Source organism: Kribbella koreensis, assembly GCF_039525325.1.
Lineage (GTDB): Bacteria > Actinomycetota > Actinomycetes > Propionibacteriales > Kribbellaceae > Kribbella > Kribbella koreensis.
In genome coordinates this window covers 358395-382575 of the sequence record NZ_BAAAHK010000003.1, presented here as the reverse complement: position 1 = coordinate 382575, position 24181 = coordinate 358395, and the positions used below count along the sequence as shown (strand labels likewise).

The window sequence follows — 24181 nt, the reverse complement described above, 5'->3', positions numbered from 1 at the left end:
TCCCCAGACCGGCCACGCTAGCCGCGGCGGCGGTCAACCGCTGCACCTTTCAGGCCTGCTCGAAAGGTGCAGCGGCCTGGCCTTCCGGCGACGTAGCCTGCGGCCGAGCAGCCCGCGAGTCGAGGAGACAGATGCAGCCCGCCCCGATCACCATCGGCACCCGGATCGCGCAACTGGCCACCGAGCACCCGGACCGGACGGCGGTCGTCAGCGTCCCGCCCAGAGGCGAGCGCGCCTCCTTGACCTGGGCCGAGCTTCGCCGTGACACCGACTGCGCCGCCAATGCCCTGGCGGCGCTGGGTGTCACGGCGAACAGCACCGTCGCCATCGCGCTACCGGCGGGACTGGACCACGTCCGCGCGACGCTCGGCGCCTGGCAGCTGGGCGCGCTGGTGATCCCGATCGACTCCGCCGCTTCCGGGCGTGAGCTGGCGGCGTTCCGGGAGGCGATCGGCGAGCACGTCCTGATCGACTCGCTCGACTGGTACGGCGATGACCCCACCCCGCGCGAGCCCGTCGGCTCACCACGCTCGGCGTCCCTCACCGGCGGTACGACGGGGCAGCCGCGGGTGATCGTCCGATCGAGGCCGTGGGTGTATGACGAGGGCAACTACCTGTCGGCCAGCGACATCTCGCACGGGGTGCGTGAGGGGCAGGTCCAGCTGGTCGTGTTGCCGATGTACCACGCGGGATTCGGTGCGCTCTACCAAGGACTCGCGCTCGGCCATCTGGTGGTGATCATGGAGCGCTTCGTCGGTTCGTTGTGGCCTCGGCTGGTGGCTGAGTACGGCGTGCAGCATGTGCGGATCGTTCCGGCGTACTTGCGGATGCTGCTCGACGTGCCGGGGCTTGCCGATCACGATCTGTCGAGCATCGAGTCGCTGTATCACGGTGCTGGGCCTTGTCCGGAGCATGTCAAGCGGCGGTGGATCGAGTTGCTCGGGCCGGAGCGGGTGTACGAGGACTACGGGAGCCAGGAGCGGATCGGGGCGGTCGCGATCCGGGGTGACGAGTGGCTCGAGCATCCGGGGAGTGTCGGGCGGCCCGCCGAGGGGGCGATTCGGTTGCTCGACGAGTCGGGTGAACCGGTCGGGGCAGGGGAGATCGGCGAGATCTACTTCCGGGGGGCGCGGCAGCCGGAGTACGTCGGAAGCGGCCCTCGGCTGGCCGAGCGGGACGGTTATCTGTCCATCGGCGATCTGGGCCGGCTTGACGCGGACGGCTATCTGTACCTGGTCGATCGGCGGTCCAGCGTGCTCAATGTCGGCGGGCAGAACGTGTACCCGGCCGAGATCGAGGAGGTGCTGGCCGGTCATCCAGCGGTCGCCGACGTCGCCGTCACCGGGGTGCCGCACGAGTATCTGGGGCAGAGCGTTCATGCGCTCGTCGTACCGGGTGCGCCGGTCTCGGTGAGCGAACTGGAGGACTTCTGCAGGGCGAATCTGACGGCCGGCAAGGTGCCGCTGTCCTTCGCGCTGGTCGACGAGTTGCCTCGGCGGACCAGCGGGAAACTCCGCCGCGATCAACTGACGGGACTTCAGCGATGAGCACTCAGGAGATCGATCTGGCGGCTTCGGCCTTCTGGCGGTTGCCTGATGTGGAGCGGGACGCGGCGTTCGCAGTACTGCGCTCGGAGCCTGCGCCTCGGTACTTCGCCGGCGGCAGCAAGGTCGAGTGGGGGCTGCCGAGTGGGCAAGGGTTCCACGCCTTGGTCAGCCATGCGGATGTTGTGGAGGCGACTCGGCGGCCGGAGGACTTCCAGTCCGGGCAGGGCGCTGTCAGCGTGATGGATCTGCCGGTGGAGTTCAACGAGGGGTTCAGTTCGCTGCTCAGCATGGATGGTGAACGGCATCGGCGGGTTCGGCGGATCGTCACTCGTGCGTTCGCGCCTCGCACGCTGGCCAAGTTGTCGGGCACGATCGACAAGGTTGCGGCTGAGTTGGTGACCGCGGCGGTGCGACGGGGTGAGGGCGACTTCGTGGCTGAGGTCGCGGCGCCGCTGCCGTTGCGGATCATCTGCTCGATGACGGGGGTGCCGCCGTCGGAGTACGAGTTCGTCTTCAGCCGGTCCAGCCGGATTCTGGGGGCGTTCGATCCGGAGTACGCCGCTGGGCAGCCGGATGTCGCGACGAACATCCTCACGGCGGGCGCGGATCTGATCCAGCTGATCGACGACCTGGTGAAGCAGCGGGAGACGGATCCGCGCGACGATCTGGCGACCACGCTGATCCAGGCTGAGATCGACGGTGAACGGTTGACCCGGGCGGAGGTGGCATCGTTCTTCATCCTGCTGCTGGTTGCCGGGAACGAGACGACTCGGCACGCGATCAGTAACGGACTCCTGTTGCTGCAGGACAACCCGGACCAGCGCGACGTGCTGCTCGCCGACTACGACCGGTATGGCGGGACGGCGGCTGAGGAGATCGTGCGGCTCACCTCGCCGACTGTTTGGATGCGCCGGACGGTGAGCCGCGACTGCTCACTCAACGGCAATCGGTACGCCGAGGGGGATCGGCTGTTGCTGTTCTACTGGTCGGCCAACCGGGACGAGAAGGTGTTTGCCGATCCCAGCCGGTTCGACGTGACGCGCGATCCGAATCCTCATGTCGGATATGGCGCGGGTGGACCGCATCACTGTCTCGGCGCGTTCCTGGCTCGGATCGAGTTGACCGCGGTGTTCCGCGAGTTGCTTCGGCAGGCGCCTGGACTGCAGTTGGCCGGTGAGCCGGAGCGGCTGGCGTCGAGTTTCGTCAATGGCTACAAGCGGATCGGCTACCGGGTCTGACCGGCCGTTGCGATCAGTGCTGCGAACTCTGCTGCGCTCGGGTCTTCGAAGAGTTCGTAGACCTCTAACTGGACGCCGAACTCGGCCTCGACGCGGGCGAGAATACGGAAGGCGGCCAGCGAGTTGCCACCGGCCTCGAAGAAGGTCGTCGCCGGCTCGCACTCGACGCCCAGCACCTCCGACCAGATCCGCCGCACCTGCTCCTGGTCGCGCTCCTGCTCCGGCTTCCGCTTCGGGTCCTGGTCGCGGTCCTGGTCCCGCTCGTCGTCCTGGTCGAGGGCCTGGTTGGTCATCGGGGGGCTCCGTTCGGGGTTTGGAGTGAGCGGGCGTAGCTGCCGACGAGGCGGTCGAGGACGTCGTCGGAGACGGTCGGCGGGTCGTCGATGCCGAGCGCGGGCAGGTTGTCGCGGCGGAACTTGATCGATCGCGAGATGTACTTGCCGGTGTAGGTCATCCGGGCCTCCAGTACGCGTTCGAGCTGATTGAGCGGGGCGGCGGCCACCTCGTCCTGCGGGGCGATCCGCAGGTCCACGGGGAGGTGCGCGCTGATCATCTCGGCGACCTTCGCGGCGGTCACCGAGACGCTGTCGACCAGGTGGATGATCGGCTGATCGAGTCGGCTGAGGTCGCGGTTCGCGAGCTCGGTCATCCAGCGAACGCAGGCATCGACCGGTACGAGGTGCAGTTCGGCCGTAGGGTCGCCGACTACCCGGAGGCTTTCGTGGGGGCGTCGGCGGGTGATGGTGTGGATGGCGCGGATGTAGTCGTAGAGACCGTAGTCGGTGGCGGCGCGACCGGTCCGCGAATCACCGACGATCTGGCCGAGGCGGAGTACGGCGCCGGGCGTATCGGCGTACAGGAGCTCTGCTTCGCGCTTGGTGTACTCGTAGTAGTTCCGGAACTCGTGCGGCTCAGCCGACGGATGCCAGACCTCCGGCACTTCATCGCTGACGACCCCGCAACTGTAGGCAGAACTCACCTGGAAGAACCGCGACCCAGCCGGCGCGTACTTGTGAAACACAGCCAGCGCCGTCCGAGTGCCGTCAACGTTGACCTGCTGAAGCTCCTCATGATTCCCAGGCCGAAAGGTGATCGCCGCCGCCAGATGCCAGTAGTCACACGGCTCGGCGAACAACTCCTCCAACGCTGCCTGGGCCAGCCCGAGGTCCGGTCTGTCCAGCGACCAGTCCAGCACCTCCAGGCCAGGGAGGTTGGCCGGGGCGGCCTGGCTGACGAGCTCGGAGCCAGTCGTGGCGATGCTGGTCGTGCCGAGCTGGGGCGAGGCGAGGTCGGTGTCCGCGATTGCGGCGGTGGTGATTTGGTGGCGGACGGCGTCGGGTGGTTGCCTGGCGAGGGCGGTGACGTGGTTGCCGTTGGCAAGCAGTCGATGGATCAGGTTGGCGCCGACGAAGCCGGTGCTGCCGTCGACGATCTGGCGGCGGCCCGGTGGAGTCGTCGAGCGTGCAGCGCCGGCCACATCTGCGGCTTCGGGTCGCTGATCTTGTTGCGGGTGGGTGCTCATCCGCAGTACCGGTGCCAGAGTTCGCGGCGGCGGGCCTTGCCGCTGGAGGTGCGGAGGACGAGGCCGCGGGGGCCTGTCTCGATTCGGATGTCGGCTCCGCCGGTTTCGCGGGTGAGGACTGCTTCGGCTGCTGCCTGCTGGTCGTCGGTGAGGGGTTGCTCGCAGACCAGTACGGCGGTCTCGCGGCCGGCGGCGATGCCTAGGGCGACTGCGATTCGTCCGGCCGGGATTCCGGTTTCGGTGACCAGGCGGGCTTCGAGTTCCTCGGCGAACAGGTGGCGGCCGCGGACCTTCAGGCTGTCGCCAGTGCGGCCGACGACAACCAGCTGTCCGGCGTACAGGAAACCTGCGTCACCCGTCCTGAGCTGGGTCCCGGCCAGACGGGTGGCCGAGGTCGAGTCGCCGAGGTGGGCCTGGGTGGTGCTGACCGAGGGGCCGGAGACGGCGACTTCGCCGAGGTGCCCGGGCGGTAAGGGCCGACCCTCGTCATCCAGTACTTCGAGCAGCAGGCTGGGATGTGGTTGCCCGCAGCATGTAACCCAGCCCGGACCGGCGGGGACGGCTTCCAGCGGTTGTTCGTCGAGGACCGAGACGAGCTGGCCGGGTACCATCGTCGACCAGTCGGGGCGGATCGCCAGCGGGGTTTCGCCCTGCGTACCGGTCACGGCCAGCGTCGCCTCCGCCAGACCGTAGGCGGGACGGAAGGTCCCCGGCTGGAACCCTTGCGGCTCAAGCAGCGTGGCGAATCGCTGGAGCACAAGCGGATCCACCCGCTCCGCACCAACGATCGCTACGCGCCAGCCGCTGAAGTCCAACCCGTCCAGCGCTTCCGGCCGTACCCGGTTGAGCGTGTAAGCGAAACCAAACGTCGGCGACACCGCCACGGCGGCCCCGTCCGCGCCAAGACAACGCAACCAGCGCAACGGATCCCGGATGAACTGATCAGGCCGCATGGTCCGCAACGGACTCTGATTGACAATCGGCGTCAACAGACACCCGATCAACCCCATGTCGTGATGCAAAGGCAGCCAGCTAACCGTCAACTCATCCCGCCCCAGCGCCAGCCACCGCCGAATCATCCCGATGTTCGCACCCAGATTCCCCACAGTCAGCCGCACCCCACGCGGGCGCCCCGAAGACCCAGACGTGAACTGCAGAAGGGCGATCGCCTCCGGGTCGAACTGGTGCGGTGTGGAGGCGGGGATGGGGTCGGGGTCTTGGGGAGTGGCGTGTGGGGTGGAGTTGTCGTCTTGTGGGGCGGGACCGGGGGTGAGGGCGGTGACTTTGCAGGGGAGGGCTGCTTTGGCTACTGCGGCTGTTAGGTGGTCGGCGATGGTGGGGTCGGCGATTACCAGGCGTGGGTTGGCGAGGGTGAGGAGGTGGGCGGCGTGGTCGATGTAGTTGTCGAGGGAGCCGAGGGCCAGCGGGGGAGCGAGTGGCGACGGTACGGCGCCGGCCGCGAGTACGCCGAAGAAGGCTGCGACGAAGTCGTCCACGCCGGCCAGCGTCAGCGACACCACATCACCTGTCTGGACGCCCTGTTCCCGGAGCCACGCAGCTGTGCCCAAGGCGTCGGCCGCCAGCTCGGCGTACGACGCTGAGGCCCACTCTCCATCGTCGCGGAGCCAGGAGATGCCTGCATCTGACCGCGGCGAGGAAAGCCACCCGAGCAACGCATGGGCATCGCCGAGCTCAGCGTCGGTTTCTGGGGGGAGTTTGGTGGTGACGAAGGTGGTCAGGTCGGCTACTGAGGTCAGGCCGATCAGGTCGGCTTCGTCGAAGGGTTCCAGGCCGAACTCGATCTGGAGGCTGACGAGTAGTTCCATCAGGTGGAGGGAGTCGAAGCCTAGGTCTTCCACCAGACGGGCGGGGGCCGTCGGGGTGGTGGGGCCGGCGGGGGCGTGGTCGGCTACTAGCTCGGCGACGCGGGCCGCGATGGGCATGCGAACTCCTTCGGTCCGGGGGCAATGCGGTTCAGTCCGGGGATAGCGCGTCGCGACCCTACGCACGGGAGCGGTTCATCGGGGGACCCTCTGCGTCCTGATGGAATCGTCTTGACAGGGGCGGGGGATTTTGGTTTCGTCCGGGGCTGATGGGGACTCGGGAGGGCTTGTGATGCGGGTACCGTTGTCGTTCCCGCAGCACCTGCTGCGATTTTTCGATGTGCTGCATCCGGGGCAGGCGACCGGGCCGGCGTTCGTGATCAGCGCGGCGTACCGGGTGAGCGGGTCCGTCGATGAGGAGTTGCTGCGGGCATCGGTCACCGAGCTGATCGGCCGGCACGACGCACTGCGCGCCACCCTGCACGGCGGCGACGGCATGCCCTGGCAGGAGATCCACGAGCCCGGCGTGGGCCGGTTCGAGTCGATCGACCTCACCGAGCGCGGTGGAGACGTCGGCGGCGACCCCGACGACTTCCTCGACAGCCTGGACACCCGCGACCATCCGGGCGACCGATCACCGCTGCTCTGGGTGTACTACGCGAAGGTCGCCCCCGCGGACGGCGTACTGGCGCTCGTCGCCCATCACTCCGCAGCCGACGCATGGTCGATGGATCTACTCGTCCGCGACCTCGCCACCTGCTACGCCGCCCGCATCGAAGGTCGTCTGCCGCAACCCGTTGCCGCCAGCACCTATGCGGAGTTCGCTGTCGACGACCAGGCGCGGCGTGACAGCCCGCGCGCTGCAAGGGCACTCGACTACTGGTCGGCCAAGCTCGCCGAGGTCGACGTCACCTCATTGCCCTCCGATCGGCCGAGGGAGCCGAAGGACGACGGCATCCGCGGCCAACTCCGGTTCGACATCGACCCAGCGCTCGCGGAGCGACTCGCGGAGACGGCGCGCCGGGCGAGGTGCTCGCCGTTCATGGTCCACCTGACGGCGTACCTGCTCACCCTGCGCGAGCTGACCGGCGCCACCGACCTCACCGTCCCGACCCTGACCGCCGGCCGCGGCCGGCCCGAGCTCGACCAGACGGTCGGCTTCTTCCTCAACGCGCTCCTGCTCCGCACAGACCTCAGTACGGCGAAGGACGCCGGAGAAGCACTCGCCGAGGTACGCCGCACCTGTCTGGATGCCTACCGCAACGAACTTCCCGTCCTGCGGCTGCTGGAAGAAGTACCGGACGCCGGCCTGCTGCTGGCTGACGAGTCCTTCGTCCTGATGCCGTTCCAGCACATCCCGCTTGGCCGACGGCAGCCCCGAGCATTCGGCCCCGCGGCGACCTATGAGTCCTTCGACCGCCGCCCCGGCTCCCGCCCACACGGCGTGGCAGTGCCGTTGGACGGTCTGTGGACCATCGACGAGCGCCCAGGCGGCCTGCTCACCGGGAAGATCTCCTACACCCCGGCCATGTTCGACGCCTCCACCCTGGAATCCCACGTGGACGCGTACCTGAACCAACTGCACAAGCTGGCCTGGACATGAAACGGCCGGCAGCGCGCAACCGCGCACTGCCGGCCGATCAGCAGCTCGGTCTCAGCCGAGGTAGTCGCGCCACGGGCCGGTGATGGCCAGCGTGATACCAGGCGTCTGGATGTTGACGAAGAGCACCTTGCCGTCCTCGGAGAAGGTCGGGCCGGTGAACTCGGAGTCGTTGAGCATGTTGCGGGCGATCGCGTAGGTCGGGCCGCCGGGGACCGAGCTGAGCACGTGGCTGCTGGCCAGACCGTCCTCGGCCAGGATCAGCGAACCCCACGGGGTGACGGTCACGTTGTCGGGTGCGTCGAAGTTGAAGTCGTCGTACTTCGCCGCGGCGCCCTTGTCGGCGGCCGGGTTGGCCGGGAAGTAGGTGACCAGCTGGATGGTCTGGTGCTTGTAGTTGTAGAACCAGATCATCCCCTCGTGCGGGACGCCGTCGGCCGGGATGTCGGTGGTGCCCAGCTTGGCGAACGAGTTGACCACGTAGACGCCGTCGTGGGTGCCGTAGACGCCCTCGAACTTCTTGCCGCGGGTGACCTGGCCGTCGGTGAACTGCTTGCGGGCCGAGACCGAGACGGCGTCGCGGTCCGGTACCGGCACCCAGGCGACCCGGAACGGGCGCAGCAGCTGCGCCGAGGTCAGGTACGCGACGTCCGGGATCGGCTTGCCGTCGTCGTTAAGGATCGCCATCGCCTCGAGGGTGCCGAAATTGACGTCCTGCAGGTCCTGCCAGCTCTCCTTGCCGAGCCGGTAGCCGGCCGGGGCGGTCCAGCGGTAGAAGGATCCGTTCGGGCCGGAGGCGTCCTCGGACAGGTACACGTGCTGCTTGTCCCGGTCGACCGCGACCGCCTCGTGGGCGAACCGGCCGAGCGCCTTCAGCGGCACCGGGTGCGCGGTCTTGCCGTCGCCCCAGACCTCGAAGACGTAGCCGTGGTCCTTCAGCCGGGTGGTGCCGTTGGCCTTGTTCTCGGTCTCCTCGCAGGTCCACCAGGTGCCCCACGGCGTCGGGCCGCCGGCGCAGTTGGTGAGGGTGCCGGAGATGCCGACCCACTCGCCGTGGTTGGTGCCGTCGCGGTCGACCGAGATGACGGTGCAGCCGCCGGCCGAGCCGACGCCGGAGTCATAGACGGTACCGGCGATCTGCGGTACGCCGAGCGGGTCGTTGCCGCTGATCTCGTGGTTCTGGATCAGCGTGTACTGCTTGGTGCCGTTGCCGAAGACCGCCGTGCCGTCGTGCAGCGTCGGGGTCTTGTGGCCGCTCTTCAGCGTGGTCTCGCCGGCGTGCGTGACGACGGTGTACTTGAAGCCCGGGGGCAGCGCGAGCAGACCCTTGGGGTCGTCCATCAGCGGCGGGAACGGGCGGTTGGTCGGGAACGGCCGCGAGCCGCCTTCAGCGGGCTCGGGGGTCGCCTCGGCGAGCGAGGGGACGGCGCCGACGGCGGCGAAGCCGACACCCGTGGCGCCGACGGCGGCACCCCGGAGGACAGAACGACGATCGAGAGACATTGCGTTGCTCCTTGGATCCTGGACGTGACCCCGATCCTCACTGCCGCAGGCGAACAGAAGCTGAACAACTCTGGGCGAATTGTTCTTGTCACCCGCTGGATTCAGCGGCCGACGGAGCGTCGCCGAACGAGTCGCGGCCGGTCCGGCGGAGGCATCCAGGTGGCCAGTAGCTCCCGGTGGGAGGGGAGCGGATGCAGGCGCCGTACGTCGATCTGCCGGACCAGCTCACGCCGCAACCGGAGCATCGGCAGCGCGAGCCTGACCTGCTGGATCGCCATTGCCGGGGTCTGACTCCGGGTCCGGAGGGTGAACTCCACGTCGCCGTGCACGAAGCAGAGGTCGGCGCGCAGCCGCATCGGCCAGGGCAGCCGGCGCCCGGCGTACCGGATCTCGTGGAGCTCGGACGCCGACGCGGGCCAGCCCATCCGCACCTGGATCCGCACGACGTACCACCCCATACTGCCGATGATGCGCCTCCGGAATCCGCCCCGCCAGGTTCTGGCCCGTGCGATGACCAGGGGGTCGTACTGGTGCGAGAGTGGGGGCTGGAGCGCGAGGGTGTAGTCACCAGTCCTACTCAGGAGGAAGAGAGTCATGAGCGATCTGAAGCTCGAAGCGGTTGTCATCCCGGTCACCGACGTGGACCGGGCGAAGACGTTCTACGGCGATCTCGGCTGGCGGCTCGACGCCGACTTCGCGTTCGACAACGGCTTCCGGGTCGTGCAGTTCACGTCGCCGGGGTCGCCGGCGTCCGTCCAGTTCGGGTCGAAGATCACCTCGGCGCCGGCCGGTTCGGCCCAGGGGCTCTACCTGGTCGTCTCCGACATCGAGGCCGCTCGCGAGGAACTGCTGGCCAAGGGAGCCAAGGTCAGCGAGGTTTTCCACAGCGTCGCGCCGGGTGCCCAGTTCGCCGCCGACGGCGAGGGGCGCGAGAGTGGCCGGGCCGAGGACGGGGCCAGCTACGGCTCGTTCGCGACCTTCAGCGATCCCGACGGCAACACCTGGCTTCTGCAGGAGATCACGAAGCGCCTGCCCGGGCGGATCGACTCCGGCGAGACCACCTACGCCTCGGTGCAGGACGTCCAGGACGCCCTGATCCGGGCAGCGACCGCGCACGGCGAACACGAGAAGCGCACCGGCGAACACGATGAGCAGTGGCCTGCCTGGTACGCCGCGTACATGGTCGCCGAACAGTCCGGCGCCGACCTGCCCGAGTAACCGTCCACAGGCAGTGGCGAGGTGGCCGCCAGGCCGCCTCGCCGCCGGTATGGTTCGAGTATGGCGACAATTCGCTTCACCCAGACCACCACCGCGACACCTGAGCAATTCATCGCCGGCCTGACCGACTTCGGCCCCGGGGCGTGGGGACCTGTTCGGCAACAGCACCGACGGCTACCTGAAGGTGCACAGCCAGAGCCCCGGCCATGCCGACGTCACCGAGGGCTCGAACGGTATCTGGGAGCGGCTGTCCTACGACTGGACCGACCCGCACCACATCGTGCTGAAGACGACCGAGTCCAACCTGTGGGGCCCGGGCTCCGGTCACGAGTACACGCTGACCGAGCGGCCCGACGGCAAGACCGACATCGCGGTCGTCGTCGACCGGGTCGGGATGGGCGTCAAGGGCAAGCTGCTGGGCGCGCTGCTGACCGTCGGCGGCCGGCGGATCCTCGGCAAGGCGTTCGAGAAGACGCTCCGGGCGATCGAACGCAGGGGCTGACTCCGACTGGAGGGGTGGTCATGTTCGCAGGGATGCACATGCCGTCGTTCGACCGGGCCTCGGCCTGGCTGAACACCGCGCCACTGGCCCTGGACCGGCTGCGCGGCCAGGTGGTGCTGGTGGATTTCTGGACCCTGACCTGTATCAACTGGCTGCGCACCGAGCCGTACGTCCGGGCCTGGTCGCGCGCCTACCGCGACGACGGGCTGGTCGTCGTCGGGGTGCACACGCCGGAGTTCGGCTTCGAGCACGAGCTGGACCGGGTCCGGCTGGCGGTCGCCGAGCGGGAGATCGACTATCCCGTTGCCCTCGACAACGACTACGGGATCTGGACGGCGTTCGCCAACCACTACTGGCCGGCCCTGTACTTCGTGGATCGCGACGGCAAGATCCGCGATCATCACTTCGGCGAAGGCAGGTACGAGCAGTCCGAGCGCGTGATCCAGCAACTGCTCGGGATCGAGCGTGAGCTGGTCTCGCCGTCGGTCGTGGGTGTCGGCGTCGAGGCGGAGGCCGACTGGGCCAGTCTGCGTACTCCGGAGACCTACCTCGGGTACACGCGTGGTGAGCCGATCGAGGGGCTGGCCGGCGACTGGAGGGTTGAGCGGGAGTACGTCGTACTGGACAAGGCGGGTGGCAGCATCGCCTTCCCCTTCCGTGCCAGGGATGCGCATCTGGTGCTGTCGTCGCGGCGGAGTGAGCCGATTCCGTTCCGGGTGCTGCTCGACGGGCAGCCGCCGGGCGCGTCCCACGGGGTCGATGTCGATGCTGAGGGCAACGGGTTGCTCGAGGCCGGCCGGATGTACCAGCTGATCCGGCAGGACGGGCCGGTCTGGGACCGTACGGTGGAGATCACCTTTCTCGAAGCCGGCGCGGAGGCCTACGTCTTCACATTTGGTTAAACGAGTTGCTGGCCGCCGTCGATGTCGTAGGTGGCCCCGGTCAGGGCGGTGTTGGTCATCAGGTGGACGGCCAGGGTGGCGATGTCCTCCGGGCCGACCACCCGGCCGATCGGCAGCGTCGATCGGAGCTGCTCGCGCCGGGTGTCGAGCTGATCGCCGAGCAGTGTCGCCGACAGGGGAGTGTCGACGAAGCCGGCCGCGATCAGGTTGACCCGGATCGGGGCGAGTTCGACGGCGAGATTCCTGGTCAGGGCGGGTCCCGCGGCGGTCAGCGCGCCGATGACGGACATCCCGGGTGCGCTCTTGCGGCCGCCGGTGCCACCCATGAAGAGCAGGGTGCCGCCGGGGCGCACCTTGCCGATCGCCAGCTTGCTGATCAGGATCGGAAGCAGCAGGTGCGACTCGAGGTCCTCGCGGGCCTTGTCGAGGTCGAGCTCCGGCAGCGGAGCGTAGTACGGGCCTGGGCCGGTGACGAGGACGTGGTCGATCGGGGCCGGCAGGCCTTGGAAGAAGCTCGTCAGCTGGGCGAAGTCGGTGGCGTCGAAGGCAGCGGTCTCCGCGCCCAGCTCCTGTCCGGCCGCTTCGAGCCGTTCGGCGTTGCGGGCGGTGATGATCACCTTGGCGCCCTTGGCCCGCGCCAGCCGGGCGGTCTCCAGCCCGATCCCCAGGCTGCCGCCGATCACCACGACGGTCTGGCCGTCCAGTTCGCTCATCATTACTCCGTTCGCTGCGGGTCGAGTGCGGGCGTCACCATCACCTTCATGGAGTTGCCACAATAGGCGCCTCCACGAGGATCCACCCGTTGCCGTCCGGGTCACTGAACTCCGCACAGGCGCACCACCGGCGAACTCGCCGACGGGCAGAGCCTGGTACTGGCGATCCGGTGCCGGCAGCGGTCGTTCGCATCCGTGGAAGGCTCTGGTGCGTCAGGCAGGGGAGCGGGCGAGCGCGCCGCGGAGCTGCCGCCGGGAGGTGATGCCGAGCTTGGAGTAGGCCTTGCGCAGGTGCCACTCGACGGTCCGGTGGCTGATGAACAGCTGCGCAGCGATCTCCGGGTTCGTCAGGCCGTCCTGGGCCAGGCCGGCGATCTGGGCCTCCTGCGCGGTGAGGTCGTTGGCCGTCTCGGGTGAGCGCTTGCGGACGGTCTCACCCGTGGCGAGCAGCTCGTGCCGGGCACGCTCGGCGAATCCTCCGAGTCCCATCTCGATCAGCAGGTCGTGGGCTGCCCGGAGTTGCTCGCGGGCATCGACGCGACGACCCTCGCGGCGTAGCCATTCGCCGTACAGGAGGTGGGCGCGGGCGATCTCGACGCGCAGGCTGGTCCGGCTGAGCCGGTCGAGCGATTCGCGGTACGCCGCCTCGTCCGACGTCAGCAATGCGCGGACACGGCTCTCGATGCCGAGCCCCCAGTCGGTCGGGAGGGCGCTGGTCCGTTCGGTCAGCCACGCGAGAGCGGCCTCGACCAGCTTGGTGTCACCGGTCCTCGACGCTGCCTCGGCGAGCTCGCTCACCACCAGTACGCCGTACCCGACGACATCCTGCTCGAACACCTGGCGGGCCGCCTCCAGCGCAACGTCGTACCGCCCGAGGCCGTTGTGCAGCACCGCCCTCCCGTACGTCGCGAACGCCGTCATCCGACCCTGGTCGCGGGCCGTCGCCTGGCGGATGGTCGTGTCGATCAGGTGGGTCGCCGTCGCCTCGTTGCCCCGGAACGCTTCGAGCATGAGGTTGCCGTAGGCCACTCGCGGGTTGCCCGAGGCGGCCGCGATCCGGCGGTCCTCCTCGAGCAGCCCCGCCACGACGGACAGCTCGCCGGTCAGGCACAGGAGGTTGGCCCGGAAGTTGAGCGCGAACTGCAGTTGCACCAGGGCGCCCGACTCGCGAGCCAGCCGGTCCTGCCGGAGGGCGAGCTCGAGCGCTGCGCCGAAGTCCCAGACCTCGAGCGCGATCGTGCCGCCCGCGCGGTTCCCGGCCAGCCAGAGCCAGCTGCTGACCTCGTCGGCGCCGATCTCAGTCTGCAGAGCATGGGCGAGTGCCTTGGCGAGCACCGGTGCGGCCGCTGGATATCCACGGGTGAAGCGCAAGGCGAGCGCGTCGAGCAGGAGGTCGACCGGCCGCTCCGATTCAGTGGCAGCCGGTACTGCGTTCGCCGTCTCCATCAGGATGGCCGGGGCCTCAGATCCGGTGGACCACATCGCGGCCGACAACGCCTCGAGATAGGTCTCGCGCGATTGGCCGGGGTCGAGCGGTTCGAGCTGCTTGGCCGCGTCGAGCAAGTGCCGGGCAGCGTCGCCGGCGTGCCCTTGGTCGAAGGCGATCTCTCCCCGCAGGCGTTCGATCTCGGCGGCCCGGAGTGGGTCCGGTGGTCCCGAGGCAGCGCTTCCGAGCAGGGTGAGCGCGCCGCGCAGCGCGCCCGAACTGCGCATCACTCCGGCTGCTGCCAGGGCTCGTCGGGCGCGCTGGGCGGGCTCGGGTGTCAACGCCGCCGAGCGTTCAAGGAAGGCGGCGGCCGCGACGAGACCACCGCAGCCGGCGGCCCGGTGAGCAGAGTTCTCGAGCTCGGCCGCGACGTCTTCGTCGGGTCGCGCCGTCGCCTGGGCGCGGTGCCAGGCCCGCCGATCCGGATCGACCGCCGGGTCGGTCACCTCGGCCAGGGCCCGATGCACGGCCTGCCGATCCTGCGGCGAGGCCATCCGGTACGCCGCCGAGCGCACCAGCGGATGCCGGAACCGGACGTGCTGGCCGAAGCTGATCAGCCCGGACTCGATCGCGGCCGCTGCCGGGTCAGCGCCTAGACCGAGCTGCTCGGCCGCGCGCCAGAGCAGGGTCGCGTCGCCGAGCGGTTCGGCGGCGGCGGTGAGGAGGAGCAGCCGGGTGTCGGCGGGGAGCGGTTCGAGGCGTCGTGCGAAGCCCTCTTCGATCCGGCCGGCCAGACCTCCCGAGGTGAATCCGTCGGTGAGTTCCGCGGTGGTCCAGGCGAGTGGCAGTTCGAGCAGGGCGAGCGGGTTGCCACGGGTCTCGGCGACGATCCGGTCGCGGACGCGCTGGTCGGCGAGCCCGGGCAGTACCGAGTCGAGCAGCGCCCGCGCGTCGTCGCCGTCGAGGCCGCGGATCTCCAGCTCGGGGAGGCCGGTCAGTTCGTGCTCCTCGCCGTCGCGGACGGAGAAGACCAGCACCACCGACTCGGCCTCCAGCCGCCTGGCGACGAAGGCGAGTACCTGCGCGGACACCCGGTCCAGCCACTGGGCGTCATCGACGACGCACACCACGGGGTGTTGCTGGTCGGCCGCGTCGCTGAGCAGATTCAAGACGGCCAGGCCGACCAGGAACCGGTCCGGCGCCGATCCGTTCACCAGGCCGAACGCAGTACCGAGGGCGTCGCGTTGAGGCGGCGGCAGGTGGTCGAGCCGGCCCAGGAACGGCTGGCAGAGCTGTTGCAGTCCGGCGTACGCGAGCTCCATCTCGGACTCGACGCCCGCGGCCCGGGCGACCTGGCATCGCTTGCCGCGGGCGACGAACGCGTCGAGCAGGGCCGACTTGCCGACACCGGCTTCGCCGCGGAGTACCAGTACGCCGGCCCGGCCGGCCCGCGCGGCGTCGATCACGCCGTCGAGTACGGCGTTCTCCTGCCGGCGTCCGCGCAGCTCACGATCTCCGATGGCCACGGGGCCAGGCTTGCATCCGGGTGGCCCGGGCGCAATCGTCGCCAGCTCGTGCGGTCGTGCGGTCGTGCCTAGTGGATGCGGGCGATGACGAGGTTGGGGTCCTGCTGGGTGAGGTAGGCGGCGCTGAGTACGTAGGCCGTGTTTCCCCGTACTGCGACCGAGGTCGGATTCTGGAGACCGTCGGCGCCGGTGAGCAGCGTCTTGCGGGTGCCGTCGGGGCGGATCAGGACGAGGGTGCCGGCCGAGTCGATCGTCGCCACGAGGTCGTCGCCGTGACCGGTGAACTCGAAGTCGTCGATACCGGGCAGGCCGGTCGCGCGGGTCTGGAGCTGGCCGGCCCGCTGGTGGTGATCGATGGGGATCCGCAGGACCGTGCCTTTGTCGAGATTGGTGACCCAGACGGCGCCGTCTCGGAGCTTGACGCCGTTGACACCCAGGAAGCCGGTGCTGGCCAGTTCTGGTGCGGTCGACCAGGCCTTGGGCGTGCCGCCGGTCTTCGGGACCTGCCAGATCGTGCCGAGGACTGAGTCGGCGATGTAGAGGGTGCCGGTGCGCTTGTCGAGTGCGAGGCCGTTGGGGAGGCCGGTGGCTGGGAGGGGTGCGATGCGTTCGGGTTTGCCGCCGGGGCGGAGGCGGTAGAGGCCGGTCAGGTCCGTCGTACCGGTGGCGTAGAGGAAGTACAGGGTGCCGTTGGTGTCGCGGACGATGCCGGAGGTGAGGGGGAAACCGAGGACGGGGGTGTGGTTGGCGCCGTCGGCGGGAGCGGGGAGGGTGGCGAGGACGCGGGTAGTGCCGTCGGGGTCGATTCGGGCGATCTGGCGGCCAACGGCGAAGGTGACGTAGAGGACGCCGCCGGGGGCTAGGGCGACGTTCTCGGGCGTTTGGCCGGCTGCGAGGTCGAAGTGCACTGCGATGCGGGCAGCGGTCGCGCGGGAGGCGACGGCGGCGGCCGAGAGGCTGGGAGACGACGGGCCGGCCGCTGCTGCGCCGACGGCGGTCGACTGGAGGCCGGCTGCGGCGAGGCTTGCGGCTAGTGCGACGGCTGAGAGCGCCTTGATTCTGGACATGGGTATCCCTTGTTTTGTTGGGTTTTGGGTGTTGTCAGGTTGGCTGGTAAGTCTTGGTGGGCGCGGTCGCCTGGGCGAGAAGGTTCAGCGCGGTCTGGGACGGCGAGCCGGGCTCGGCGGTGGCGACGACGATGTACTGGTCCGGTCGCGAGGGGCTCTGCAGCGTCTGCTGGGTGACCGTCAGGCTGCCGACCAACGGGTGGTTCATCGCATAGGCCGCGACGTCGCAGGGCTGGATGCGGTGGTCACCCCAGAGGGCGGCGAACTCGGGGCTGTTGACGGTCAACTCGCCGATCAGGTTGAGCAGCAGGGGATCGTCGGAGTTCCGGCCGACCGCGATTCGCAGGTTGCCGACCACGGCGCGGGCCTTGCTCAGCCAGTCGGGGTAGAGCTCGCGCAGATGCGCGTCCAGGAACACCAGCCTTGCCATGTTGGGCCGGGTCGACGGTTGCCGGGGTGCGTCGGGCGGTAGGTGGCCGGCGTACAGGGCATGTCCGAGCTGGTTCCAGGCCAGTACGTCGGTACTGCGCCCGAGCACGATCGTCGGCGCGTCGTTCAGGGCATCCAGGAGAGCAGTCGTCGCGTCGGTGACGCGCTCGGGGGCGGGCCGGCGGGTGGAGGGGCGACGCTGTTTGGCGTCGGCGAGGAGGCGGAGGTGGGTTCGCTCGGACTCGGTCAGGCAGAGGGCCTGGGCGATGGCGTCGAGGATCTCGGGCGACGCTCGGTGGGACTGTCCCTGCTCGAGGCGGGTGTAGTACGGGGCGCTGATTCCTGCGAGGAGCGCTACCTCCTCGCGGCGCAGACCGGGTACGCGGCGCTTGTCGAGGTAGGTCTTGAGGCCTACGTCTTCGGGGAGCAGTCGCGCTCGCCTTGCCTTCAGGAACTCGCCGAGCTCCCCGCTTCCGTTCATGTCTCCGAGTATGCGTCGGGGCCGTAATGCCAGCCTGACCCGCTGAAGGTCAGGCAGTGGTGTGACCCAGGTCATAGCCGTAGCTGGATTGCAAATCGATATTCAGGTGTTGAGGATCAGCATGACCACACTCGAACTACCTGTCGTGACCGCGCGAGAACCGCGGACGTTGAGCCGGAAGGCCAGTTTCTGGACCGCGGCGGCTGTCGCGGGGCTGAGCCTCTGGACGAGCGCGGCGCCGACCACGACGTACCCGCTCTACGCTCGAACCTGGCATCTGACGCCGACCGCTACGACGGCGATCTTCGCGGTCTATCCGATCGTGCTCGTGGTGTTCCTGCTGGTGTTCGGGCAGCTGTCCGACTACATCGGGCGACGGACGACCATGCTGTACGGGCTCGGCGCGATGCTCGGTGGGGTGCTGCTGTTCGCGGTGGCCCCGTCGGTCGGCTGGGTTTATGCCGGGCGGGCGCTGATGGGGGTGGGCGTCGGGTTGGCGCTGGCGCCGGCGACGCTGCCGCGGTCGAGTTCAGTGCTCGCGGGAAGGCTGCGCGGGCCTCGTCTGTGACGACTGCGGCGACGACGGTCGGGTTGTCGTTGGCGACGATTGTTGGTGGCGGGCTGATCCAGTACGGTCCGGCGCCGCGGCATCTGGACTTCTGGGTGTTGGTGGCGGTGATCGCTGTGGTGTTCCCGTTCGTGTGGGCGATGCCGCGGCACACCAAGGACGAGAGCCAGGGCCGGTGGCGCCCGCGCCCGATCAGGGTGCCCAAGGGGATCCGGCTCCTGTACGCCGCTGCTGCGCTCGCGGTGACGACGTCGTTCGCGTTCGGCACGGTGTTCCTTGCCTTGGGCGCCCAATTGGCTCGTGACCTGATCGGGTCGACCAACATCTTCGTGACCGGGCTGGTGCTCGCGATCCTCTCGGCGACTGGTGGGGTGACGGCGATCTTGACCCGTGGCTTCCCGGCAGGACGGCAGGTTCTCGTCGGTACGGGCTTCGTTGCTGCGGCGCTGACGTTGCTGGAGGTCTCGGCGCAGACGCACTCGCTGCTGCTGTTCATCGTGACCAGCCTGCTCGGCGGAGTCAGCTATGGCCTGCTGTTCTCTGGTGGACTGGGGCTCGTCGCCACCCACGCACCGGCCCACCACCGAGGCGGTACCGTCTCTGCGGTCTACTTGGTGGCCTACGTCGGTCAAGGCGCGGTGGCGTTGTCGCTCGGAGCCATCGCTACCGCCTTCGGGCTCAGCACGGCATTGCTCCTTGGCGTGCTGGCAATCGGAGTGCTTACGGTCCTGGCGTTCGGAGTGGCGGGGCTGCTCGCAGTACGGGGTAATTTGGAAGCGGAGGCCCGATGAAGACTGAAACAGCTCGACCGACCTGCTCGATCGCCCGCACTCTGGAGGTCATCGGCGACCGCTGGTCCTTCCTGATCCTCCGCGAGGTTCACCGAGGCAACACCCGCTTCGCCGAGTTCAAAGAAATCCTCGGCATCGCCCCGAACATCCTCACCGCCAGGTTGCACACCCTGGTGGAAGCCGGCGTCCTCGAGAAGCACGACTACCGCGCCGAAGGCGAACGCACCCGCTCCTCCTACCACCTCACCCAGGCCGGCAAGGACCTCAAGCTGACCCTGGCCGCCCTCCAGCAATGGGGCGACATCTACGAACCCCGCGAAGAAGGCCCCACAGTCCTCCGCCGCAACACCCAAACAGGCGAACTCGTCTCAGTAGCCTTCATCGACACCACCGGCCAAGCCGTCCCCAACGAAAACGTAACCTTCGAACCAGTCCCCGGCGGCCCCGCCGACCACCTGATCTGGCGCTGACCCCACACAGGCAAGACACCCCGGCCGGCCGATGGGTGCCTTGGGCAACAACCAAACAGCGAAGAGCAACAGCGAAGAGCAACAGCGAAGAGCAACAGCGAAGAGCAACAGCGAAGAGCAACAGCGAAGAGCAACAGCGAAGAGCAACAGCGAAGAGCAACAGCCAGTCCCGGCTGCTGCTGTGGTTCACGCTGTGCCGGGCTCCCAGTTGCGAAGAACTACATAGAGACCGGCTTCCGTTGTGGTTTAGGCAGTGCCGGGAGCGACGGTCGTGGGCGAAGACCTACAGGCAAGAAGTACAGGCCAGAACTACAGGCCAGAACTACAGGCCAACCCGGTTGTCGCTGTGGTTCACGCAGTGCTGGGACGAAGGTCGGTTGCTGGGCGGCAAGGGCGCCGAGGTGAAAGGCAGGGGCGGGTCGGCTGCTGTCGACGTCGAGTGGCGTAGCCGCGGCGCGAACGCCGAACGAGGCCCCGCTCCTCAAACAACCTACAGGTACTTGGTCGATGTGAAGTGGTGAGGAATTCACCTTGTGGATAAGGGCTTTCCGGCCCAAAACTGTCGCCGGACCCGTCTAACGTTACGGGTATGGACGACCGGGCGGTGGAGACGATGAGCGGCGACGAGCTGCTGTCCGACTCCGACGTCATCGAGGCCACGATCGAAGAGTTGCTGGCCCGCCGCCACCAGGTTGTCCGCCGCCTGGACGAGATCAGGTACGCCGAAGAGATCGGTGCCCATGACACCGCCCGGTTGCTCGAGAAACGCTACCGCCTCGACCCCGCCGATGCCCGCCGCCGGGTCCGCCTCGCCGTCGCACTCCCGAAACACCCGACCGTGGCCGCCGCGCTCCCCACCCCCGGCAACGACCTGCCCGACGACGCCGTGGTGCTGTCGTCGGCGCAGGCCGACGCGATCGTGTCCGCGCTGGAGAAACTCCCCCAACGCGCCAACATCCCCGTCGAAGAACTCGACGCCGCCGCCGACGCGATGGTCCAGGCCGCCCGGCACATGAACCCCGGCGACCTGCGCAGCCTGGGCGAACAGGTCCGCAACATCCTCGACACCGACGGCCCCGAACCCCGCGAAGCCGCCGCCCGCGCCCGCGAAGAAGTCTGGGTCAAGAAGGCCGACGACGGCGTCAAGTTCGGCGGCTACCTGGCCGGCGAGAACGCCGAGAAACTCCAGACCGTCCTCCAGGCCGGCGCGAAACCCCACAAGACCGACGACGGCGAACAGGATCCGCGGTCCCGCGGCAAACGCCAGGCCGACGCGTTGACCGATGCCCTCGACATCGCGCTGGCGTCCGGTGACCTGCCCACCCGGGGTGGGATCAAGCCGCACATCGCGGTCACCATCAACCTCAACGACCTCCTCGACGCCGGCCGCCACGCCACCGGTGACCTGACCTACGGCGACGGCCTCTCGGCGGCGGCGATCCGCCGGTTGGCGTGCGATGCCGGGATCATCCCCATCGTGCTCGGCTCGGACAGTCAGCCGCTGGATGTCGGCCGCGAGTTCCGGTACGTCACCAACGGATTGCGTAACGCGTTGAACCAGCGCGACAAAGGCTGCGTCATCTGCCACGCCCCACCCATCTACTGCGACGCGCACCATCTGGTCAGCTGGCAAGACGGCGGAGTCACCAGCCTCACCAACCTCGTCCTGCTCTGCCGCGTCGACCACAACTCACTGCACGACGGCCACTGGACCATCACCATCATCAACAACCAAGTCCACGTCACCCGCCCCACCTGGGCCAACCCACCACCCCGAAACACCGGCCGAAAACCCGACCAGCCCAGCACCACCCCCGCGACCGCACCCGCGCCGACGGCCACTGACCCCTGGGTCCGGTCAACCGCCACGGCCGCACCACCGACAAGCGCGGATCCCCAGCCACCAGCTCCACCGTCTGCGACGGACGCACACTCTGGCCCGGGCACGCGGTCTGCGACGGTGGCACGGTCTGGCCCGGGCACGCGGTCGGGCACGGGCACACGGTCTGCGACGGAGGCACGGCCTGGCCCGGGCACGCGGTCGGGCACGGGCACACGGTCTGCGACGGAGGCACAGTCTGCCCCGGACACAGGGTCCGGCCCGGACAAACGGTCTGGTCCGGGCACGCGGTCTGCTACGGACATAGGCTTTGGTCGGGACACACGGCCGGGTCCGGGCGCACAGCCCGCCACGAAGAGACGGTCCGGCCCGGGTGCATCGTCGGCGATGGTTGACGCCGATCCCTGGTCTGAGTTGCCAGGGTTGGATACGACACCTGCAAGTGGTGCTGGGCCTTGGTCTGCAGATGATGCTGAGGATTGGTCTCCATCGACCGGCGCGAGCAGAGCAGCCGCGGCGGCTGACGCTGGCTCCTGGATGCGGCCGGCGGCGGCTGACGAAGTACCGGTGAGCACCAGCACCGGCATCGACTCCAGCACCGGCACCGGCACCGACTCCGGCACCGACTCCGGCACCGACTCCGGCACCGGCACTGACTCCGGCTCCGGCTCCGGTACCGGCTCTGACTCCGGCTCCGGCTCCGGCTCCGGTACCGGCTCTGACTCCGGCTCAGGCTCCGGCCCCGGTACCGGCTCAGGCTCCGGCTCCGGTACCGGCTCAGGCTCCGGCTCCGGTACCGGAGCCGGCTCCCGCTCCGGCTCTGGCTCAGGCTCCGGTACCGGCTCAGGCTCCGGTACCGGCTCCGGCTCTGGCTCTGGCTCTGGCTCCGGCTCTGGCTCCGGCTCTGGTACTGGTTCCGGTATCGGCTCCGGCTCCGGTACTGGGGCCGGTAACGAGGCTGGGGCGGCGGCTGCGCCAGGTTCGGCATTGGCTCGGGAGTGGAGTTGGTCTTGTCGGGATGAGGTCCCGTGGGGCGCTGGCGAGGACAGTGCTGGTGTCGATCCGTGGGGCGACGGCTCGCCAACTGCGGGTACTTCGACTGGGGTAGTTGGATCGGCCAGCACGTCTACTCGGAGCTGCGCCGGTGGCGGCAGCGTCCCGTGGGCCGCACCCGAGGAAGCAGCCGCATTTGACCGGTGGGCTGAGGCTGACAGCGCCTGACACCAGCCGCAACGGCGTCTGAGACCAGCCGCAACGGCGTCTGAGACCAGCCGCAACGGCCGGCCTGCCATTGCGATCGGACATCTCGTCGACGACCGAGGGTTCGGTCGTGAGGTGCGCAGCTGGGGCTGGGCGTGGAGTGTCTTCGCCTGGTTGCCGTCGGGCATTTCGATCGTTGGTTGTTCGCTCAGGGGCATGGCTCGCTTTCTGCAGCGGCAGAGGGTGGGCACAGGATCCACCTGTGCGCCGCTGGTGCGACAACGGCTGTCTCGGCAGTGGCGAGCTGCTCCAGCGACTGGACCGCGTAGAAGTTCCCGCCGTACGCGAGCCGAGGTGGCGGCGACTGCTAAAGGGTATGACGTGAGCGCGTCGTTCCACCGCGCAGTGTTGAGGCTCGTCCGGAGTTGGCGGTACGGGTCCGCTAGTTGCGCGGCATCAGGGGACTTCAGCTCGACGCCGGCTTCGGGCTGGGGTTGGCCTTGTCGCGACGACGTCCTGTGGGTCGCGATGAAGTCCTGTGGGTGGCGACGACGTCCTGTGGGTCGCGATGAAGTCCTGTGGGTGGCGGCGGCATCTTGTGGGTCGCGATGACGTCCTGTGGGTCGCGATGAAGTCCTGCGGGTAGCGGCGATGAGACTGTGGGGCGAAGAGTGGGTGACAGGACTGGCGGTACGGCGGCGTCGTCTGGGGGGCTCGGGGGTGGTGCCAATCTCGCGCGGAGTCAGTCCGGTCCCGACGCCTCCTCTCTCGCTGCGAGCGAGGCTGTGGCGTTCGACCCCGGCCGGACAGTGTTAGATGCCGGGCGCCAACCGGACTGCCCGGCGTTCGGTAACTGCCTCTTGGATCCACAACTGCTAGGGATGCAAGAGGCTTCTGGCAGGAGAACTGTTGGTATGACCGTCGCCAGGCGAACGACTGGCGCCCCGATCCTCAGGACGGCGCAGGAGCCGACTGTTCGTGGGTCTTGAGGTCGAACGGCTTGTGGTGGCGGACTAGGCCGAGCCCAGGGGGAGGAGCGGCAGATGGCTGGTTGGTTTGGGGTTCACGACCTGGGAGGTGAGCTTCATACTGCAGACGATCGGTGTGGCGTTGGGGGTGGGGAATGGTGTCTGGTGGTCGTGACCCGAAGGTTCCTCGGGATCCGGAAGGGGCTGTGGCGGGGGAGATTCTGCCGACGCCCGCGGACGAGGCGGCTCAGGCTGTGATGGGGTGGCTGGTGGAGCATCCCAGTAGCGATGCGGGGACGGTTCGGATTCTCAGGGATCGCGAGACCGTGGTCGTGTATTGGAAGGGTGAGCCGCCGGCTGAGTTGAAGCTGGTCGCGGCGAGTCAGGTGGTGCCGGTGGCGATTCGCAACGCTGTCTACAGCCGAACTGAACTCGTAGCGGCTGCGTGGGCGCTGATGAGGGCCAACAGGGGTGTGGTGAATTCAGCTGGGCCGAACAGTGACTTCACCGCGGTGGGGTTCACGATCAGGCCCGATGCTCCGGAGTCGGCGGTGGAGGCGGTGCGGGCGGGGAGTGCGGTGCCGGTGGAGTTTCGGGGAGTTGAGGACATCAGGAACGCGGGTGGACCTGATGGGAGCGGGCGGCCTGTCTGGCGCTGACTTTTCAGGGCAGCGCCAGACGACGGCGGTGTTGGTCAGCGGGTGACTGTGAGGGTTGTGGCCAGGTCGTTGGTGCCGGTGGTGGGGTGCCAGGTGTTTTGGTTGGCTAGGCGGATTGAGTATTCGGGACGGTTGGGGAGTTGGGGGTCGGCGATTTTCAGGAGGAGGTGGTAGGTGCCGGGGGTGGG

The 24181-nt window shown here is 68.6% G+C and carries 18 protein-coding genes and 1 pseudogene; 9 read left to right on the top strand and 10 right to left on the bottom strand.

What is annotated here, in order from left to right; genetic code table 11:
* The first annotated feature begins 131 nt into the window (after nt 1–131).
* Both ABD116_RS05630 and ABD116_RS05625 read left to right on the top strand, forming a co-directional pair.
* The gene (locus tag ABD116_RS05630; protein ID WP_343965521.1) at nt 132–1547 is read left to right on the top strand and encodes a class I adenylate-forming enzyme family protein; all 1416 of its coding nucleotides are present in this window, start codon (nt 132–134) and stop codon (nt 1545–1547) included.
* On the top strand, nt 1544–2785 hold the full coding sequence (locus ABD116_RS05625) for a cytochrome P450 (RefSeq protein WP_343965519.1): 1242 nt from the start codon (nt 1544–1546) through the stop codon (nt 2783–2785). The genes ABD116_RS05630 and ABD116_RS05625 overlap by 4 nt, the downstream gene beginning before the upstream one ends.
* Here the strand turns inward: ABD116_RS05625 and ABD116_RS05620 are convergent.
* The 3 genes from ABD116_RS05620 to ABD116_RS05610 are packed head-to-tail and all read right to left on the bottom strand — an operon-like array spanning nt 2773 to nt 6250.
* Entirely contained in the window at nt 2773–3078 is a 306-nt protein-coding gene (locus tag ABD116_RS05620; RefSeq protein WP_343965516.1) for an acyl carrier protein, read from the bottom strand. The two genes, ABD116_RS05625 and ABD116_RS05620, sit on opposite strands and share 13 nt — an antisense overlap.
* Nucleotides 3075–4307, bottom strand: coding sequence for an SDR family oxidoreductase (locus ABD116_RS05615; protein WP_343965514.1), 1233 nt, complete (start codon nt 4305–4307; stop codon nt 3075–3077). The genes ABD116_RS05620 and ABD116_RS05615 overlap by 4 nt, the downstream gene beginning before the upstream one ends.
* Nucleotides 4304–6250, bottom strand: a complete 1947-nt coding sequence (locus ABD116_RS05610; RefSeq protein ID WP_343965512.1) for an AMP-binding protein — start codon at nt 6248–6250, stop codon at nt 4304–4306. The genes ABD116_RS05615 and ABD116_RS05610 overlap by 4 nt, the downstream gene beginning before the upstream one ends.
* Before the next feature lie 172 nt (nt 6251–6422).
* Here ABD116_RS05610 and ABD116_RS05605 point away from each other — a divergent pair, with 172 nt between their 5' ends.
* Nucleotides 6423–7733 carry a condensation domain-containing protein gene (locus ABD116_RS05605; RefSeq protein ID WP_343965510.1) on the top strand — a complete coding sequence of 437 codons (1311 nt, stop codon included), beginning with the start codon at nt 6423–6425 and terminating at the stop codon, nt 7731–7733.
* A 51-nt stretch (nt 7734–7784) separates the two neighbouring features.
* Here ABD116_RS05605 and ABD116_RS05600 read toward each other — a convergent pair whose 3' ends face one another.
* Nucleotides 7785–9233, bottom strand: a complete 1449-nt coding sequence (locus ABD116_RS05600; protein WP_343965508.1) for an alkaline phosphatase PhoX — start codon at nt 9231–9233, stop codon at nt 7785–7787.
* Nucleotides 9234–9334: 101 nt separating this feature from the next.
* Nucleotides 9335–9691: a hypothetical protein gene (locus tag ABD116_RS05595; RefSeq protein WP_343965506.1), complete on the bottom strand. Its 357-nt coding sequence runs from the start codon at nt 9689–9691 to the stop codon at nt 9335–9337.
* A 136-nt stretch (nt 9692–9827) separates the two neighbouring features.
* On the opposite strand from ABD116_RS05595, the gene ABD116_RS05590 reads away from it, so the two are divergent.
* The 3 genes from ABD116_RS05590 (at nt 9828) to ABD116_RS05580 (ending at nt 11855) form a co-directional block, all read left to right on the top strand.
* Nucleotides 9828–10451: a VOC family protein gene (locus tag ABD116_RS05590; protein ID WP_343965504.1), complete on the top strand. Its 624-nt coding sequence runs from the start codon at nt 9828–9830 to the stop codon at nt 10449–10451.
* Nucleotides 10452–10635: 184 nt separating this feature from the next.
* Entirely contained in the window at nt 10636–10953 is a 318-nt protein-coding gene (locus ABD116_RS05585) for a hypothetical protein (protein WP_343965502.1), read from the top strand.
* 20 nt (nt 10954–10973) lie between these two features.
* Nucleotides 10974–11855, top strand: coding sequence for a redoxin family protein (locus tag ABD116_RS05580; RefSeq protein ID WP_343965500.1), 882 nt, complete (start codon nt 10974–10976; stop codon nt 11853–11855).
* Here the strand turns inward: ABD116_RS05580 and ABD116_RS05575 are convergent.
* The 4 genes from ABD116_RS05575 to ABD116_RS05560 form a co-directional block, all read right to left on the bottom strand.
* Nucleotides 11852–12568, bottom strand: a complete 717-nt coding sequence (locus tag ABD116_RS05575; RefSeq protein ID WP_343965498.1) for an SDR family oxidoreductase — start codon at nt 12566–12568, stop codon at nt 11852–11854. The two genes, ABD116_RS05580 and ABD116_RS05575, sit on opposite strands and share 4 nt — an antisense overlap.
* A gap of 213 nt (nt 12569–12781) precedes the next feature.
* Complete coding sequence (locus ABD116_RS05570; RefSeq protein WP_343965496.1) at nt 12782–15520, bottom strand: helix-turn-helix transcriptional regulator; 2739 nt, start codon at nt 15518–15520, stop codon at nt 12782–12784.
* A 68-nt stretch (nt 15521–15588) separates the two neighbouring features.
* Nucleotides 15589–16587, bottom strand: a complete 999-nt coding sequence (locus tag ABD116_RS05565) for a hypothetical protein (RefSeq protein WP_343965494.1) — start codon at nt 16585–16587, stop codon at nt 15589–15591.
* Nucleotides 16588–16621: 34 nt separating this feature from the next.
* The gene (locus tag ABD116_RS05560; RefSeq protein WP_343965492.1) at nt 16622–17497 is read right to left on the bottom strand and encodes a helix-turn-helix transcriptional regulator; all 876 of its coding nucleotides are present in this window, start codon (nt 17495–17497) and stop codon (nt 16622–16624) included.
* Between the two features lie 121 nt (nt 17498–17618).
* Here ABD116_RS05560 and ABD116_RS05550 point away from each other — a divergent pair.
* From ABD116_RS05550 to ABD116_RS05540, 3 genes and pseudogenes are all read left to right on the top strand, one after another.
* Nucleotides 17619–18856 (top strand): annotated as a pseudogene (locus ABD116_RS05550) (MFS transporter).
* Nucleotides 18853–19326 (top strand): winged helix-turn-helix transcriptional regulator, encoded by a 474-nt coding sequence (locus ABD116_RS05545; RefSeq protein WP_343965488.1) that lies wholly within the window; start codon nt 18853–18855, stop codon nt 19324–19326. Before ABD116_RS05550 ends, ABD116_RS05545 begins: the two are co-directional and overlap by 4 nt.
* A 589-nt stretch (nt 19327–19915) precedes the next feature.
* On the top strand, nt 19916–22387 hold the full coding sequence (locus ABD116_RS05540; RefSeq protein ID WP_343965485.1) for a DUF222 domain-containing protein: 2472 nt from the start codon (nt 19916–19918) through the stop codon (nt 22385–22387).
* A gap of 1641 nt (nt 22388–24028) precedes the next feature.
* Here ABD116_RS05540 and ABD116_RS05535 read toward each other — a convergent pair.
* A partial coding sequence (locus ABD116_RS05535) for a hypothetical protein (protein WP_343966586.1) occupies nt 24029–24181 on the bottom strand: 153 nt, incomplete at its 5' end.

Excerpts from the sequence above, each read along its gene's own strand:
- ABD116_RS05630 (WP_343965521.1), top strand. The coding sequence starts at position 132 with ATGCAGCCCGCCCCGATCACCATCGGCACCCGGATCGCGCAACTGGCC.
- ABD116_RS05625 (WP_343965519.1), top strand. The coding sequence starts at position 1,544 with ATGAGCACTCAGGAGATCGATCTGGCGGCTTCGGCCTTCTGGCGGTTG.
- ABD116_RS05620 (WP_343965516.1), bottom strand. The coding sequence starts at position 3,078 with ATGACCAACCAGGCCCTCGACCAGGACGACGAGCGGGACCAGGACCGC.
- ABD116_RS05615 (WP_343965514.1), bottom strand. The coding sequence starts at position 4,307 with ATGAGCACCCACCCGCAACAAGATCAGCGACCCGAAGCCGCAGATGTG.
- ABD116_RS05610 (WP_343965512.1), bottom strand. The coding sequence starts at position 6,250 with ATGCCCATCGCGGCCCGCGTCGCCGAGCTAGTAGCCGACCACGCCCCC.
- ABD116_RS05605 (WP_343965510.1), top strand. The coding sequence starts at position 6,423 with ATGCGGGTACCGTTGTCGTTCCCGCAGCACCTGCTGCGATTTTTCGAT.
- ABD116_RS05600 (WP_343965508.1), bottom strand. The coding sequence starts at position 9,233 with ATGTCTCTCGATCGTCGTTCTGTCCTCCGGGGTGCCGCCGTCGGCGCC.
- ABD116_RS05595 (WP_343965506.1), bottom strand. The coding sequence starts at position 9,691 with ATGGGGTGGTACGTCGTGCGGATCCAGGTGCGGATGGGCTGGCCCGCG.
- ABD116_RS05590 (WP_343965504.1), top strand. The coding sequence starts at position 9,828 with ATGAGCGATCTGAAGCTCGAAGCGGTTGTCATCCCGGTCACCGACGTG.
- ABD116_RS05580 (WP_343965500.1), top strand. The coding sequence starts at position 10,974 with ATGTTCGCAGGGATGCACATGCCGTCGTTCGACCGGGCCTCGGCCTGG.
- ABD116_RS05575 (WP_343965498.1), bottom strand. The coding sequence starts at position 12,568 with ATGAGCGAACTGGACGGCCAGACCGTCGTGGTGATCGGCGGCAGCCTG.
- ABD116_RS05565 (WP_343965494.1), bottom strand. The coding sequence starts at position 16,587 with ATGTCCAGAATCAAGGCGCTCTCAGCCGTCGCACTAGCCGCAAGCCTC.
- ABD116_RS05560 (WP_343965492.1), bottom strand. The coding sequence starts at position 17,497 with ATGAACGGAAGCGGGGAGCTCGGCGAGTTCCTGAAGGCAAGGCGAGCG.
- ABD116_RS05545 (WP_343965488.1), top strand. The coding sequence starts at position 18,853 with ATGAAGACTGAAACAGCTCGACCGACCTGCTCGATCGCCCGCACTCTG.
- ABD116_RS05540 (WP_343965485.1), top strand. The coding sequence starts at position 19,916 with ATGGACGACCGGGCGGTGGAGACGATGAGCGGCGACGAGCTGCTGTCC.